We start from the raw sequence: 14,257 nt of genomic DNA on the forward strand, positions 1-14,257 counted from the left end.
GACACAAGGTCTTTATCATGAGCGATAACTACAAGTCGGGCAGCCTGTCACTGACGGCGACAGTTGCGATGGGTACCGGCGTCATGATTGGCGCCGGTATCTTTGCACTGACCGGCCAGGTCGCGGAATACGCCGGTCCACTGTTTCCGGCAGCCTTCCTGCTCGCGGCCATCATCAGCGGATTCAGCGCGTACACCTATATAAAGGTAACCAGCAAGTACCCGTCCGCTGGCGGTATCGCGATGATTCTGCAGAAGGCCTACGGCAAGACCATGATGACCGGCGCCAGCGCGCTGCTGATGGCAATTTCGATGATCATCAACGAAAGCCTGGTCGCCCGAACCTTCGGTACCTACACGCTGCAATTATTCGACGCAGAAAACCTCGACTGGCTGGTCCCGGTGCTTGCGGTCGGGCTGATCGTCGTCGCGTTCCTCATTAACATCGCCGGCAATCGGCTGATCGGTGCCGTTTCCAAGGTCACCGCCGTCGTCAAAATCCTGGGAATACTTGGCTTCGCGACAGCAGCCCTGTGGGCCGCTGGCTGGTCCTTCGAACCAGCAACCGGTGGCGTGATTGACGATACGTCGGCGACCGGGTTTCTCGCCGGCGTCGCGTTGGCGATTCTCGCTTACAAGGGATTTACGACCATAACGAACAGCGGCGGCGAAGTTGTCGACCCGCACAAGAACGTCGGTCGGGCGATCATGATCTCGCTCGGAATTTGCGTCGTTGTATACATGCTGGTCGCCTTCGGCGTCGGATCGACCTTGACCGTCGAAGAGATTGTCCGGGCCAAAGACTATTCATTGGCAGAAGCGGCACGACCGGCGATGGGCGACTATGGTGTGTGGTTCACGGTCGGGATAGCGATCGTTGCCACCAGCTCAGGTTTGTTGGCAAGCGTATTCGCTGTATCGCGCATGCTTGCGATGCTGACCGATATGAACATCATCCCCCATCGCCACTTCGGAATGCAGGGCGGCATCCAGAAGCACACGCTGGTGTATACGGTCGTGCTGGCTGCTTCTCTTGCGGCATTCTTCGACCTGAGCCGCATCGCGTCGCTTGGCGCGATCTATTATCTCGTCATGGATATCGCCATACACTGGGGTGTATGGCGGCACCTCAAAGCTGACGTCGACGCGCAGGCGTGGGTCTTGGCGACGGCAATCGTGCTCGACGCACTGGCGCTGGTCGCATTCATTGTCATCAAGGGCGGCGCGGATCCATTGATCGTAATAATCGCTGTTTCGTCGATCGTCGCGATTTTTGGCTTCGAGCGTTACTACCTGGCTCAGAAGCGCGGCGACTGATAGTGCAATCCGATGTCTGACAAGGGCTACTGGGAACGACACGCGCGCAACTACGATGCCTCGCTGCGTTGGGTGCTGGGTCGGCCGTTGCCGCGGATGTTGCACTTGGCCAGTGAGGCCGTTCGCGGCAGAGAAAAAATGCTGGAAGTCGCGGCAGGCACAGGCATTGTTACCGCGGCCATAGCCCGGACCAGCCGCTCGATAATCGCCACAGATTATGCAGCGGCCATGGTGGAGTCGCTTAAGCGGCGAATTCAGGAGGCCGAGCTCGAGAACGTGACGTGCGAGCAGGCTGATATCTATGCACTTCCCTATCCAGAAGGCGAGTTTGACGCTGTCGTCGCGGCCAACGTGTTACATCTGGTCCCGAATCTCGCTGAGGCATTTCATGCAATTCGAAAGGTGGCGGCACCTGGCGCTATCCTGGTCGCCCCGACGTTCTGTCACGATCAGACCAAGTCTTCCTGGCTGGTTTCCCGGCTTCTCGCCCTAACAGGTTTCCCCGGACATCGTCGATTCACTGCACAGTCGCTCCGCGATGCTTTCGAGCAGGCTGGTGTGCGGATAACACAGTTCGAATTATTGCCGGGCCTCATTCCTGTCGCCTTTGTTGTCGGCAATTTCATGTCGCCGCCACAGACGTAACCGCAGGGATCAGACGGGTACGACATCCGGTCAGAGTCTGTAAACAGTTTCGACGGTGACTCGGCATGCTGTTGCTGCGAGGCCTGAATCGGCTTGATCGCGGAACAGAGGCTGTCGTACAAAAAACGAAGTCTTACGACGACACCCCGCCTGAGCCCTACTAAGCTCCTAACACAGGCATACACTTCGACAGCAGAAGTCACGGGCTACTGCTGTGGGCAAGGCGGATCGACCAGGACATCTTGGAAACACTGTCATGAAGATGTCCCGACAGTTGTCCTCTATCGCAGTGAGTCACAGTCTTTGCGGCAATGGAAAGTCCTAACCCACTCTAGCCAATTACTCTGGACGCACGCTCGTCCCGCTGCTGGTCAGGCGTGCGGACGCCCGCCACGTAAACCGCTGGCAGTACAGCTTTCGTGATCGCACGAAGAGAAGGAGCCCTGAAAACATCGGGGCTGCATATATTTGAACGCCTCCTCCATCGGAGAGGCCAATCTTTCTACACCTTGGATTGTTTTCAACAATCGCAGTGCGCCACCGTTCAAACGGCGGCATGAAGGGTGTGCGGCCGTAGCTGCTGCTCCGCTCTGACCCGCAGAGTAAGCCTTCGAAAGTGGGGCGTAGAGAATGCCCCCATTTTTCGTAGCAAAGACATTGGTATTGCCGGATGGTTGTCAGACCCGGAGGTCACTGGCAATTACTGGAGTGCTCAATGTTGGTTGCGCGGTTTGTTGTCTCCCTTGGAATGGTGTTACTTGCCGAGTCGCTGTACGCGGACTGTTTTGATGCGGCGGCGGAGCGTCATCGCGTGCCAGCCAATCTACTGCGGGCCATCGCCTGTGTCGAAAGCAATTTTGAGTCCCACGCGGTTAACCACAATAGCAATGGCAGCACCGACTACGGCGTCATGCAGATCAATTCTCTTTGGTTGGCAGAGCTGAGACCCTTCGGTATCGAGCGCGATCACTTATGGGATTGGTGCGCGAACATACACGTCGGTGCGTGGGTGCTGGCACAGAAAATAGAAACCGCTGGTTACACCTGGCGCGCGATCGGTGCCTACAACGCCGGCTTGAAAAACACACCTTTGAGGGAGCGACTTCGCTATGAGTACGCCGAAAAAGTCTACCGTGTTGTTGAGCGTGGCTGCTAGCGGTCTACTGCTGGCCGCTTGCGCACCGCATCAGCCGGCACCAGATGCTGCGGAGCATCCGCCCATGGTGATCGCTGAGGTCAATCCACCGTCGGCGGCCGATCTGTATGCGCAGCGCTATTCGTCATCATTTGTACAAGTGACCACGGGCGGCAAGCACCGCTTCGTGAGCTGCGATCCATCGTGTCCCGGTGCGACACCGAAGACAACGCTGTCGAACCTGAACGCCGCGGTGGCCAAGCGCGCACAGCAAAACGTGCTGGCCAAACGGGCGCGAGCGAGCACAACGACGAGTAACGACGGTGACGGCAACAACCCCAACGACCCCGGCGAACGCTGATGAAAGATCGACTGGGCAACGCAACACCGTATCGAGCGCGACACACGATCGCGTGATTACAAACGTCCTTTAATCGGGACCCTCTGCACCATAGGAGAGCAACCCATGAAACACGATCTTCGCGATCTGATTCTCTCGCCACAGGATGCCGCTCGTCTTCATGACGGGTTCCTGTCCTTTTTCAGCAGCCTGGCACGCATCGGGCCGGTGATGGCCATTGGCATTGTTATCGCAATGTTCCAGGAACAGGCTTTGGCCGGTACCAGCGCCGTGTTCGACGATCTCGCCACGGAGACCGAAGGCGCCGTGTTTGGTCCGCTGGGCCAGGCGGTCGTATTCATCGGCGCCCTGGCCGGCGGCATTATCGCGCTCTTGAAAGGCGCATGGCTGTTTGCGGCCATGGGCATCGCCATCGCGGGTCTGATGTACGGCTCGCAGATCGTGGCCGGCGCCTCGACGTTCAGCGCACTGCTGCCGGTCGTCAGCTGATCGCCCTGGAGCCGGGCCCGCCTGTTCGCGGTCCGGCTCCACGTCCTCGAGGGCCAATACCATGGACCAGCGCGAGTTCCTGATTCCCCGCTACCTCGATGCACCGCCGATGGCGCTGTTCATCGAGGCGGACACGGCAGCCGTTGCCTTTGGCTTCGTATTCATCGGCTTCTTCTTCAAACAACTCCTCATCTGCACCGTCGCCGGCATCGTACTCGCGCGATTGTACGCGCGCTCGAAAGCCGATGGCGGGCGCGGCACGATTATGCGATTTCTCTACTGGTACACGCCCTCGCGCCTGTTTGTGAAATCGCGTGTTGCAAGTTTTGAGCGCTACTTTCTGGGCTGAACCATGAACAAGAACGTGTACGACTCCCGGCTGCAGAATGCCAACCGAATCGTTCGGACGGCGATGCTCGTGTGTGGATTTCTGGCAATAGGCAACGTGGTGTTGTGCGGGGTGGTGTGGAAAACACTGGGTACGCAGCGCGAAGTGCTGTTAATACCCGATATCAAGGGCCCCATCAGTTTCGACGGCGGCGGTCGCTACAACGAAGAGTATTTGAGTCAGATGGCGACATGGTTTGCGCAACTGACACTCACTTATCACCCGTCGAGCTACGACTACCAGGTCAACGAGCTCCTGAAATATGCCGATCCGTCGGTTTACGGGTCTCTCAAGGCGCAACTCCTGGCCGACAAGGAGACCCTGGATCGGCGGAAATACAGTTCGGTGTTCTACCCCGACGGCGTCGAGGTGCAAAACGGTGTCGTCGGCATCCGCGGTCGATTGCAGACCTTTGTTGGCTCCAAGCAGATTGATGATCGACCGGCTGCCTGGCGGGTGCGTTTTACTCGGCTGTCAACCGGGCGCATTGCCGTTCGCGAACTCAAGGAGACGGACTATGACAATCCGCTGGGTATTGTTGCTGCTGCTTCCCGTTAGTACCGCGTTCGCCGGCCAGACGCTCGAGGTGGAACCGGGCGGCACCTATCAGGTGCGCGCGGCGGCCAATGACCTGACCTCGATCGGCATGGCCGACAACCTGCGATTGCAGGCGGTCTTTGGCATGGAGAGCCTGGTCACGATTTCCAAGGACGAGGCCTTTGGCCGCGTGATCATCAAGCCCGTCAGCGGGCAGGCGTTCACGTTGATCGTCACCGACGAGAACGGCGATTCGTATTCGCTCGAAGTGACCCCCGTCGCCGGTCCCGGCGAAGTGATCACGCTCAAACGCAAAAGTCACCGCATGAACGAAGCGCTCCTGAAGGCCGAGCGCGACTTGCCGTTTACCCGCCGATTGAAGCGCACGCTCAAACAAGTGGCCCAGGGCCAGGTGCCCGCCGGCTACGAGTTGAAGCGCCGCGACGTCACGGTGCCACTGTGGGTGGAAGCCGACATTCGGTTGGTGGCCGTGTACAGGGGTGCCATGACGATCGAGCACTACGTGCTCCAGAACGTCAGCGGCTCGGACATGCGCTTGGACGAGCGAGAATTCCGCACTCTCGGCAGCGTGCGCTCGGTGGCGATACGCCGTCACCATTTGCCGCCCGAAGCCGACACGGACGTCTACATCGTCCGCGACGCCGGTGTCGGCGATGCCGGTAGCTTGCGTGGGGAATCTCGTGAGCGCACCTGAATTCACCACCAGTGAGGCGCTCAAGAAGCGCCAGCTGGTTATCTTCATTGGTGTCGCCGTAATCGTTTGCGGCGCGCTGTTGCTGTTTCTCTATAACAACGCCAAGCGCCAGGCGATACCGCCGCACCAGGCCAACGATCGTATCGTGAGCCAGGATTTCAGCACGCCGCGCAGGGTGGTCGACCCGGAAGACGCGTGGATCACCAGCAGTGAAGTGGATCTTGGCGAAATGGCCGATCGCCTCAAGGCCTTCGAGCGGGAGAACGAGTTGCTGCGGAACCGCCTCGATCGCCTGGAAACATCCGGGACTCGGGCCTCAACGGCCGTCCAGACTACCAACCCCAACCAGCGCAGCGCGAGCGGCTTGTTACCGCCGCTCGGCAAACCGCCACCACCGGTTAAGAGCATCCCGAAGCCCACCGCGGCGGTGCCACCATCGGGCGGTGGTACCGGTGTGGCGAGCCTGCAGCCGCCGCAGCCGAAGATTACGCGCGTGGCGTTCGCGAAGGTCAATGACCGCCAGGATGCGCTGGTGCATCCGCACATCAATGAAACCCTGCCTGCCGGCACCTTTGTTAACGCGGTGATGCTCAATGGCCTCGCGGCGCCGACCGGCAACCTTGGTCAGCGCAATCCGCACCCGATCCTGCTGGAACTCGTGGACGCCGGCAATCTGCCGAATCGCTTTTCGCACCGCGTGCGCTCCTGCCGCATCATCGCCGCCGGCCACGGCGAACTTTCAGACGAACGGGCCTACATCCGCCTCGAGCGGCTGACCTGCGTGCTGCGCACCGGCGAGGTCATCAGCAAGCAAGCGAAGGGCTACGTCACCGGCGAGGACGGCAAGAACGGACTCGCGGGACTCCTGGTGACCAAGCAAGGGGCATTTGTGGCCCGCTCGATGCTGGCGGGCGTCTTTTCCGGACTCGGTCGGGCGATTGGCCAGTCGTACTCGAACGTCTCCACCTCCGCACTGGGGACCGTGGAATCCATCGACCCCGACGATATCGGCAAGGCCGGCGTGGCCGAGGGCGTGGCCACGGCGACGGAAAAAGTGGCCGACTGGTATCTGGAGCGGGCCGACGAAGTGTTTCCGTTTGTCGAGATCGAGGCGGGCCGCATCGTCACCGTGACCTTCACCGAAGACATTGCCCTTGAAGCCAACCTTATCGAGAAGTACGTCGAATGAACACACACAGCCGCGCCGCCCTTCTTTCCTTGCAAGCTCTCCTGCTCATCAGTCCGCAGGGGGCCCTGCGCGCAGACGACGCGGCGCAGACCATCGCCAGCGCGATGCCCGGCACCCCGATCAAGAGCACTCTGCCCACGGTCATCGACGGGCTCTATGAAGTCGTCGCCGGTGACAATGTCTTGTATGTCGATTCCACCGGGCGCTATCTGGTGATCGGCAGCATCTACGATCTGAAGGAAGACAAAGACTTGTCCGCTGCCCGGCGCGCACAAGTGAGCCAGACTGGTGAAACCTCGGGCGCGCCACGGCCGAGCTCCGTGATTGACGCCGTGCCGCTGGAGGCGGCGATCACCGTCGGCACCGGCGATCGCTCGCTCACCGTGATCACGGATCCTGGTTGTGCGTGGTGCCGACGGCTGTGGCTTGAGTCCTTGAATAGTTTGAGCGGTGTGCGTGTCCATCACCTGCTGCTGAGTCGCACGCCGGAGTCGCTCGGAATCTTGTGCGCCAAGGACCCGGGGGCGGCGCTCGGCCGCGCCTTCGAGGTATCGGCGACGACCGCAAAAACACCGGTGCCGAGTGCACGGTGCCGTAGCGATGCAGAAGAGAAGATCGCGCGCGTGGCGCGCTTTGCCGAACGCATTGGCGCCGTCGGCACGCCCGTCCTCATTCGTGATGATGGGGTGATTCACGCAGGCTTTCTGGGTCGCGATGCGCTCATGGACTGGTTGGGAGGCGACACCGATGCTTCCTAAAGCGTGGATCGTCTTGGTCGTCAGCTTGCTGCCAACGCTTGGCGTTGTCAGCAGCGCAGCCGAGGGTGGTGAGGTGCTGCCCATGCGCACGAAGGCGCCGCTGGTGTACGAGACGCCGCTCAAAAACGCGGTGATTCTGGAATTTCAGCTGTACGACAACGAGACCTGGTGCTGGCTGTACCTGCGCAAAGATGCGTGGGATGCGATCCGCGCCAACGGCGGCGAGGTGCCGGCCAATCTCGATATCGGCCGGCTGCAGTGTGAACGACGCTAGGAGAACCCGATGCAACGACTGAAAACGACCGGTGCGGCCTGGCTGATGGCGGCGCTCTTGTCTGGCTGCGGCACGCTGCCGGACACCACGCTAGGGCACAAGTGCGGCATTCCCGACGGTGTCGGCTGCCTGAGTACCCAGGAAGTTTACAACCGAACGGTGGCCGGCGATCTGCCCGGACTGCAGACGATCGAGGGTGCACCCACACGCGGACGCGATACCGAACTGCCGATTGCCACGGACGATGCGCCAACGGTGATTCGCACCCGTGCGATGTACGCGCCGCCCGAGGAGCTGCGCATCTGGGTGAATCAGTGGCGCGATGTCGACGGCGATCTGCACGACGATGCCTTCATCTACGTGGTGGTCGGCGAAGGCCAGTGGCTGGTGAGGGATTGAGGTATGCCTGCAGCGCTGTCAGAGCCGTTCGGCAAGTTCAAAGAGTTTCTGTCGCAGCACATCTTTGACAACGAACCCGCGGCCAAACGCGAGCATGGCGCGGAGCCGCCGACGCGCGCCGCATGGCAGGCGTTACTGGCCTCGACGCGGTTCTCGACCACGCTGCCGTACGAGTATTTCGATGAGGTACAGGACTTTTTTTACAACGACGATGCATTTGGCTTCATGCTCGAAGTGACACCGGCCACCAGCTTAAGCGAAGAAAACATCCGCGTATTCGCCGGCATCCTCGGTAACAATGTCGCGCCGGAGACCAACCTGCAGTTTTTGCTGTATGCCTCCCCTGACGTGTATCCGGGCCTCAACCGCTGGTACAAGCAGCGCGCGTCCATCGCCGCCCGCGCGCGTCGCGAGCAAGGCGAAGGCGCCGATCAACACGGCATCTACGAAGAATTGGCACGGCGCCGGGTGGAGTACCTCGCCGGCGGCGTGTGGCAATCGTTTTTCAGTGACGAATCCATGGTCGTGCGCGACTACCGCGTGTTTGTTTGCGCACAACGGCCGTTGCCGGAAAGTGGCCGACCGCGCGAGTCGGATATCGAGCAGCTTGATCGGCTTCGCAGCGGACTTACGGGCACCTATCAATCCCTCGGTCTGCAGACCCAACGCGTGAGGCCTGAGGCTTTCATCAATCTGCTCGATACGATCTTGAATCCGAGGAAGCTCCGTACCGAGCGACTGCGCTGGCAGGAGGATCTGGAACTTCGGGAACAGGTGTTGGATGCCGATACGTCCGTGTTCGTCGGTGCCAAGGGTCTGTTGTTCGAGAACGGCGATGAGGCGCGCGACGTGCGCTGCTTTACGGTGCGCGAGTACCCGCAAGCCTGGGCCGGCTGGCTGGCCGCCGATTTGATCGGCGATTTCATGAACAACAACCGCCGCATCAGTTGTCCGTTCCTGACCACGGTCACGGTGCATTTCCCCGATCAGGTGCAGGCCTCGGCAACGGCGAAAACCAAATCGATGCGCGCAACGCAAATGGCGGACAGTGATGCCGGCAAACACGTGCCGAGCTGGGCCGACAAAAAGCGCGAGTGGCAATTCGTGGCGCAAAAGCTCGAGCAAGGTCACACGCTCGCCCGAGTCAACTATCAGACTATTCTGTTTGCGCCGAAGGGTCGCGGCAACGAGTGCGAACAGGAACTGCTGGGCGTCTACAGCAACGCCGGCTGGCACTTAAGCAAAGAAACCAACATCTCGATGCCGGCATTCATGTCGGCGCTGCCACTGGCGGCCGGCCCCCGCCTGGTCAAAGAGGCCGAGACGCTGATTCGCTGGCGTTCTCTGCTGACCTGGACGGCGGCCAATATCGCGCCAATGCTCGCCGAGTGGAAGGGCGACGGCTCGCCGCTGTTGCAGTTGATCGGCCGGCGCGGCCAGCTGATTGCCGTGGACCCGTGGCAGAACAAAGCCGGCAATTACAACATTGCCGTGAGCGCCGCTTCGGGCGCTGGCAAGAGCGTGTTTACCGAAGAGCTGATCACCAGTGTGCTCGGCGTGGGCGGTCGGGCGTGGGTGTTCGATCGCGGGCGTTCCTACGAGCATCTCTGCCACCTGCTCGACGGCCAGTTCATCGAATTCAGTCCCAAGAGCGATATCTGTCTCAACCCGTTTACCAACATCAAGAACTGGTCCGGCATCCCGGATGCTGAGTTGCCGTTAAGTGATGACGAGCAACGCGCTCGCGATCGCGCTGGCGCCGAAGGCGTGATGCTGAAGTACGTCGTCGCCCAGATGGTGAATCCCGATGCGAGCCCGGATCAGATGACCATGGGCTGGATCGAACGCGCCTTGAACACGGTGTGGCACGAACGCGGCACCGACGGCGACGTGACCGCGGTGCGTGATGTGCTGGCCGCCTCCAGCGATCAACGTCAGCGAGACCTGGCCGACTCCCTGTATCCCTACACCAAAGACGGCTTCTTCGGGCGCTATTTCAACGGCCCGGCGAACCTCGATCTCAACCGGGATTTCGTGGTGCTCGAGACCCAGGAACTCGATTCGCGTCCCGAGTTGCAGTCCGTCGTCGTCTTGTTGCTGATGTTGAAGATCACGCAATCGATGTATCTGGGAGAACGTGCGCGCCGCAAGCTGTGCGTGATTGACGAGGCCTGGAAGCTGATGGGCCGGGGCAATGCCGGGCAGTTCATCGAGGAAGGCTATCGCACCGCGCGCAAGTTCGAAGGCGCGTTCATGACCGTGACGCAACGGGTCAATGACTACTACAAGTCGGGTACCGCGCAAGCCGCACTCGATAACGCCGACTATTTGTATTTGTTGCGCCAGAAGAAAGAATCGATCAGGCAGCTGATCGAATCCAAGCGCCTGCCCACGGGTGAGGAAAGCGAGGCCCTGCTGGCCTCCATCAGCACGCGCCAGGGCTTGTACTCGGAGGTGGCGGTGGTTGGCCCGGAGGGTGTCGGGGTCGGCCGACTGGTGCTGGATCCGTTCACCGAAAAGCTCTACTCGTCCAAGGGCGTCGAGTACGAGGCGATTCAGCGGGCGCTACGCAGCGGGCAATCGCTCACCGAGGCGGTCAGCGACCTCGCGGCGGGTGCGAGGCGATGACGCACGAGTCAGAAAAACGGGCAGCGCATGCCCGATCCGGATTCCGAAGCCATTGTCTGGTCGGCATTGTGAGCGGCGCCGTCGCGGCGCTCGCGGTCCTGGCCGGGCAGTCGCTCTTGGCACCGCCACCGCTGCGGGTGGCCACCGTCGACATCAATTCCCTGGTGCTCGGCGAAATCGAGCGCCTGCAGCAACGCGGCATGGACCCGGCCCGGGCCGAGGCCTACGCGCAGCTCTGGGGTCCGCTGCTCGATAAATCGGTGCGGGGAATCGCCGATGACTACGGCGTGGTGCTGCTGGCGAGCCCGGCGGTCGCGGCCGGCGCACCGGATCTGACCAACGTCCTGAAGGAGCGACTCGATCGTGATCTCGATGCCTTTCCCTAAATCTCACACTGCATTCCGGCTCACCGCGGTGTTGCTGCTGCCAATGCTGGTGTTGCTAATCGCCGATCGACTCATCGCGCCGCATTATCGACTGGCGGTGAATGAAAGCGACAGCCTGCCCGGTACCGTGTTCTTGGTGAAGACCGGCGTCTTGCCGCGTTGCGGCCCAGTGATGGGCGAGCACGTGCAGATTCAGATGCGGCGTGATGCCCGCTGGTATTCGGGGATGCGTCTGCTCAAAGTCGCGAAAGGCTGCCCGGGCGACCGGATCCGACTTGAGGGCCGCAAGGTGTACGTCAATGACTGGTTCGCAGGCGAGGCGTTGCCAATGCTCGAAGACGGTACGCCCATGGCCATGGTGTCGGCCGGCGTCATCCCCGAGGGCCGCTACTATTTGTGGGCCTCGCACCCGTCGAGCTTTGACTCCCGCTACGCCGAGTTCAGCCTGATTGCCGATCAGCAGATCATCGGTACGGCAACGCGGATCTTCTGATGAAACGGGTCCTCACACTGTCGTTGGTACTGGGCATGCTCAGCTTAAGCCTTGCAGCTGCCGAGGATCTCGGCACGGTGGGCAAGACCTATGAGATCGCGGAAACCGATCTCATCGCGCACATTCACTCGGAACTGGCCGCCATGCGCGACGACGGCCGCCTGGCCGAACAGCAACAGCAGATGAAAAAGCGCGCGCAAGCAACTGTTGCGCGGCCGCCCGGTCGTCACTTGCCGCGCGCGACGGAACCGCGCGTCTATCACTACGATCCCAGCGTGACGACGGACTATGACGTCATCGATCACCTCGGCAACGTCATCTATCGTGCCGGCACGACGGTCAATCCGCTCGAGTACACCACACTCGCAACGCCCATCGTGTTTTTCGACGGCGACGATGCCGTGCAAGCCCGCTGGGTGCGCGAAACTTTAGGCGACGCGCCGGATCGCTACGTGCCACTGATGACCAACGGCCCGGTGGTTGAACTCATGCAGCAATGGAACGTGCGCTTGTACTTCGATCAGCACGGCCGTTACGCCGAACAGCTCGGCGTGACAGCGCTACCCGCGGTGGTTCGGCAAGAGGGTTTGTTGCTGCGCATTGATGAGATCGCCCTGGAGACGAGCGGATGACGTTGCCAACGACGCAACAGGTCTGGCACGCGATTCGGCAATTGACGCTGGCGTCCGCGGCGCTCTCAGTCGTCGCCGCGGCGTATTGGTTTCCCGAGGCGCGGCTGCCGGTCGTGGTTTGGCTCTTGACCGTCGCCGTGGTGTGGCGGCGGTCGCCAGGGGAAAACGGATGATGCAAGTGAGGCGAGGGCGTTGGCTGCTGCTGGCCGTGGTGCTTTGGTCCGGTAGTGCCAGTGCGGCGCGCTGTGACGGTCGCTTTCCGAACCCGATTACGGATGTGTGTTGGCAGTGCATCTTTCCGCTCAAGCTCGGCAGCATTTCGTTGGCGAGCTTAGGCATGGAAGACGGCAGCAACGATGAGGCGCCGCTGATCTGTGCCTGCCCGGCACCGCCGCCGATCTTCTACCGAATTGGGCTGGGATTAAGCTTCTGGGAGCCCGCACGCGTGGCCGAAGCAGTGCAAACGCCATTTTGTGCACCGACCCTCGGCGGTGAGCAGTTGGTCGAGCCGAGTCCCCTGATGCGTCAGGGCGATGACTTTCGGGTAAACGGCGATGAGGAGAAGGCGTTTTATCACGTGCACTGGTACCACTTCCCGCTGTTTACCTGGCTGACCTTCCTCACCAACACCGCCTGCGACTACAGCGAATCCTTCGACCTGATCATGCTGTCGGAGTTTGAGCCGACCTGGAATCGCGACGATCTGGCCATGATCTTCAGCCCCGAGGCGGTGTTGTTCGCCAACCCGTTGGCGCAGGCCGCCTGCAGCGCCGATTGCGTCGCCGCCTCGAGCGCCACCGGACCGCTGGACCCGCTGATCTGGTGTGCCGGTTGCCAGAACAGTGTCTATCCCATGACCGGCAATGTCGCCGGTCACGAGTCTGCATTGCAATCCTCGCTCCTCACCGTACAGCGCATGCACACGAAAATGCACCGCTCGGCCATCTCACTGGATACGGCCACGCGCGGTGCGATGTGCAGCCCGCGAGTGCGACCGATCATGAAGAAGAACGCCTACAAAACGCAGATGCTATTGCCTCGCGCCTATACCTCGAACGCCCAATTCTATGGGGAAACGACCGCCCTCTGGGGTGCGGGCCGGCAATACCCGGTGAAGGGCGAGGACTTCAGTTATCTCATTTTCAGGCGACGGACATGCTGCGCCTTCTGATCGTGAGCGTGCTGACGATGGCGACGGCCAAGGCCGTTGCCGATGAGAAGGACTTTGCGGCTGCCGATTCGCGCATCATTGAGGTGCAGCGCGACACCGCCTCGGCAATGGAGGAAGTCGATGGCGTTGATGTCAGCAAAACGCTGCCGAGTTTTGAAGAGGCCAATCAACGATCCGAGTCGTTATCGCAAGTTCGGTTCCCACAGCTCGATGCCGAGCTGACCGATCCAAACACGCTTTCGAGCATCGCCGATCTGATGGACGATGCCCAAGCGCTCGCGGCGAAGCTGGGTGTGCCGCACGCGTCCGACCAGCGTGTATCGGTCTACGTGTTTGCCTCGTTCTCGATGCCGGACGCTTCACTCAGATCGCTGATGCGCCAGGGCGAGTTGACCGGTGTACCGATCGTGTTGCGAGGCCTGGTAAACAACTCCATCGAAGCCACGATGCGCGCGGTGCACTCATTGTTTAAAGAGGGTGAAAACCCCGAGTACGGCGCGCTCATCGATCCGACCCTGTTTCAGCGATTTGCCATCGACCAGGTGCCCACGGTGGTCGTTGCGGAAGCGGCGGCCGGTACCTGCACGCCGACGGACTGCCCTACGCCTGAACACGTCAAGATCGCCGGCGACGTGCCGCTTCGCTACGCCCTGGACCGGATTGCGCTCGCAAAGCCTCAGTATCGGCATGAACTGCGCGCGCTGATGCGAAAACTCGAACCGGAGCGACAGTGGTGATGCG

General features: G+C 61.0%; 18 protein-coding genes. All 18 read left to right on the plus strand.

What is annotated here, in order from left to right; all coding sequences use genetic code 11:
* Window positions 1-17 precede the first annotated feature (17 nt).
* A complete protein-coding gene (locus tag BA177_RS01180) occupies window positions 18-1,316 on the plus strand; it encodes an APC family permease (protein WP_068612008.1) in 1,299 nt (432 codons plus the stop codon).
* A 12-nt stretch (window positions 1,317-1,328) separates the two neighbouring features.
* The gene (locus tag BA177_RS01185) at window positions 1,329-1,961 is read left to right on the plus strand and encodes a class I SAM-dependent methyltransferase (protein ID WP_068612010.1); all 633 of its coding nucleotides are present in this window, start codon (window positions 1,329-1,331) and stop codon (window positions 1,959-1,961) included.
* A gap of 715 nt (window positions 1,962-2,676) precedes the next feature.
* Window positions 2,677-3,117 carry a lytic transglycosylase domain-containing protein gene (locus BA177_RS01190; protein WP_068618689.1) on the plus strand — a complete coding sequence of 147 codons (441 nt, stop codon included), beginning with the start codon at window positions 2,677-2,679 and terminating at the stop codon, window positions 3,115-3,117.
* 64 nt (window positions 3,118-3,181) lie between these two features.
* The gene (locus BA177_RS01195) at window positions 3,182-3,457 is read left to right on the plus strand and encodes a hypothetical protein (protein WP_068612012.1); all 276 of its coding nucleotides are present in this window, start codon (window positions 3,182-3,184) and stop codon (window positions 3,455-3,457) included.
* 105 nt (window positions 3,458-3,562) lie between these two features.
* Window positions 3,563-3,946 (plus strand): hypothetical protein, encoded by a 384-nt coding sequence (locus tag BA177_RS01200; protein ID WP_068612015.1) that lies wholly within the window; start codon window positions 3,563-3,565, stop codon window positions 3,944-3,946.
* A 61-nt stretch (window positions 3,947-4,007) separates the two neighbouring features.
* The gene (gene traL / locus BA177_RS01205) at window positions 4,008-4,295 is read left to right on the plus strand and encodes a type IV conjugative transfer system protein TraL (protein ID WP_068612017.1); all 288 of its coding nucleotides are present in this window, start codon (window positions 4,008-4,010) and stop codon (window positions 4,293-4,295) included.
* A 3-nt stretch (window positions 4,296-4,298) separates the two neighbouring features.
* On the plus strand, window positions 4,299-4,892 hold the full coding sequence (locus tag BA177_RS01210; RefSeq protein ID WP_068612019.1) for a TraE/TraK family type IV conjugative transfer system protein: 594 nt from the start codon (window positions 4,299-4,301) through the stop codon (window positions 4,890-4,892).
* Window positions 4,852-5,586, plus strand: coding sequence for a TraK domain-containing protein (locus BA177_RS01215; RefSeq protein ID WP_068612021.1), 735 nt, complete (start codon window positions 4,852-4,854; stop codon window positions 5,584-5,586). Before BA177_RS01210 ends, BA177_RS01215 begins: the two co-directional genes overlap by 41 nt.
* Entirely contained in the window at window positions 5,573-6,775 is a 1,203-nt protein-coding gene (locus BA177_RS01220) for a TraB/VirB10 family protein (protein ID WP_068612023.1), read from the plus strand. The genes BA177_RS01215 and BA177_RS01220 overlap by 14 nt, the downstream gene beginning before the upstream one ends.
* On the plus strand, window positions 6,772-7,533 hold the full coding sequence (locus BA177_RS01225) for a DsbC family protein (RefSeq protein WP_068612025.1): 762 nt from the start codon (window positions 6,772-6,774) through the stop codon (window positions 7,531-7,533). Before BA177_RS01220 ends, BA177_RS01225 begins: the two co-directional genes overlap by 4 nt.
* Window positions 7,523-7,807, plus strand: a complete 285-nt coding sequence (locus tag BA177_RS01230) for a hypothetical protein (RefSeq protein WP_068612026.1) — start codon at window positions 7,523-7,525, stop codon at window positions 7,805-7,807. The genes BA177_RS01225 and BA177_RS01230 overlap by 11 nt, the downstream gene beginning before the upstream one ends.
* 9 nt (window positions 7,808-7,816) lie before the next feature.
* Window positions 7,817-8,206, plus strand: coding sequence for a TraV family lipoprotein (locus tag BA177_RS01235; protein WP_068612030.1), 390 nt, complete (start codon window positions 7,817-7,819; stop codon window positions 8,204-8,206).
* 3 nt (window positions 8,207-8,209) lie between these two features.
* On the plus strand, window positions 8,210-10,834 hold the full coding sequence (gene traC / locus BA177_RS01240) for a type IV secretion system protein TraC (RefSeq protein ID WP_068612032.1): 2,625 nt from the start codon (window positions 8,210-8,212) through the stop codon (window positions 10,832-10,834).
* The gene (locus BA177_RS01245; RefSeq protein ID WP_082989745.1) at window positions 10,831-11,220 is read left to right on the plus strand and encodes a TrbI F-type domain-containing protein; all 390 of its coding nucleotides are present in this window, start codon (window positions 10,831-10,833) and stop codon (window positions 11,218-11,220) included. Before traC ends, BA177_RS01245 begins: the two co-directional genes overlap by 4 nt.
* Window positions 11,207-11,713 carry a S26 family signal peptidase gene (locus BA177_RS01250; RefSeq protein WP_082989746.1) on the plus strand — a complete coding sequence of 169 codons (507 nt, stop codon included), beginning with the start codon at window positions 11,207-11,209 and terminating at the stop codon, window positions 11,711-11,713. The genes BA177_RS01245 and BA177_RS01250 overlap by 14 nt, the downstream gene beginning before the upstream one ends.
* Entirely contained in the window at window positions 11,713-12,345 is a 633-nt protein-coding gene (traW, locus tag BA177_RS01255) for a type-F conjugative transfer system protein TraW (RefSeq protein WP_068612037.1), read from the plus strand. Before BA177_RS01250 ends, traW begins: the two co-directional genes overlap by 1 nt.
* A 172-nt stretch (window positions 12,346-12,517) precedes the next feature.
* Entirely contained in the window at window positions 12,518-13,516 is a 999-nt protein-coding gene (traU, locus tag BA177_RS01260) for a conjugal transfer pilus assembly protein TraU (protein ID WP_068618691.1), read from the plus strand.
* A complete protein-coding gene (gene trbC, locus BA177_RS01265; RefSeq protein ID WP_068612039.1) occupies window positions 13,501-14,253 on the plus strand; it encodes a type-F conjugative transfer system pilin assembly protein TrbC in 753 nt (250 codons plus the stop codon). The genes traU and trbC overlap by 16 nt, the downstream gene beginning before the upstream one ends.
* Window positions 14,254-14,257: the final 4 nt, after the last annotated feature.

It is taken from the genome of Woeseia oceani, assembly GCF_001677435.1.
Classification (GTDB): domain Bacteria; phylum Pseudomonadota; class Gammaproteobacteria; order Steroidobacterales; family Woeseiaceae; genus Woeseia; species Woeseia oceani.

What these genes read in the sequence shown, in the direction of transcription:
- BA177_RS01245 (WP_082989745.1), top strand. Translation starts at nt 10,831, where the DNA reads ATGACGCACGAGTCAGAAAAACGGGCAGCGCATGCCCGATCCGGATTC.
- traU (WP_068618691.1), top strand. Translation starts at nt 12,518, where the DNA reads ATGCAAGTGAGGCGAGGGCGTTGGCTGCTGCTGGCCGTGGTGCTTTGG.
- BA177_RS01250 (WP_082989746.1), top strand. Translation starts at nt 11,207, where the DNA reads ATGCCTTTCCCTAAATCTCACACTGCATTCCGGCTCACCGCGGTGTTG.
- BA177_RS01225 (WP_068612025.1), top strand. Translation starts at nt 6,772, where the DNA reads ATGAACACACACAGCCGCGCCGCCCTTCTTTCCTTGCAAGCTCTCCTG.
- BA177_RS01190 (WP_068618689.1), top strand. Translation starts at nt 2,677, where the DNA reads ATGTTGGTTGCGCGGTTTGTTGTCTCCCTTGGAATGGTGTTACTTGCC.
- BA177_RS01180 (WP_068612008.1), top strand. Translation starts at nt 18, where the DNA reads ATGAGCGATAACTACAAGTCGGGCAGCCTGTCACTGACGGCGACAGTT.
- trbC (WP_068612039.1), top strand. Translation starts at nt 13,501, where the DNA reads ATGCTGCGCCTTCTGATCGTGAGCGTGCTGACGATGGCGACGGCCAAG.
- BA177_RS01200 (WP_068612015.1), top strand. Translation starts at nt 3,563, where the DNA reads ATGAAACACGATCTTCGCGATCTGATTCTCTCGCCACAGGATGCCGCT.
- BA177_RS01210 (WP_068612019.1), top strand. Translation starts at nt 4,299, where the DNA reads ATGAACAAGAACGTGTACGACTCCCGGCTGCAGAATGCCAACCGAATC.
- BA177_RS01185 (WP_068612010.1), top strand. Translation starts at nt 1,329, where the DNA reads ATGTCTGACAAGGGCTACTGGGAACGACACGCGCGCAACTACGATGCC.
- traW (WP_068612037.1), top strand. Translation starts at nt 11,713, where the DNA reads ATGAAACGGGTCCTCACACTGTCGTTGGTACTGGGCATGCTCAGCTTA.
- BA177_RS01215 (WP_068612021.1), top strand. Translation starts at nt 4,852, where the DNA reads ATGACAATCCGCTGGGTATTGTTGCTGCTGCTTCCCGTTAGTACCGCG.
- BA177_RS01195 (WP_068612012.1), top strand. Translation starts at nt 3,182, where the DNA reads ATGGTGATCGCTGAGGTCAATCCACCGTCGGCGGCCGATCTGTATGCG.
- traC (WP_068612032.1), top strand. Translation starts at nt 8,210, where the DNA reads ATGCCTGCAGCGCTGTCAGAGCCGTTCGGCAAGTTCAAAGAGTTTCTG.
- traL (WP_068612017.1), top strand. Translation starts at nt 4,008, where the DNA reads ATGGACCAGCGCGAGTTCCTGATTCCCCGCTACCTCGATGCACCGCCG.
- BA177_RS01235 (WP_068612030.1), top strand. Translation starts at nt 7,817, where the DNA reads ATGCAACGACTGAAAACGACCGGTGCGGCCTGGCTGATGGCGGCGCTC.
- BA177_RS01230 (WP_068612026.1), top strand. Translation starts at nt 7,523, where the DNA reads ATGCTTCCTAAAGCGTGGATCGTCTTGGTCGTCAGCTTGCTGCCAACG.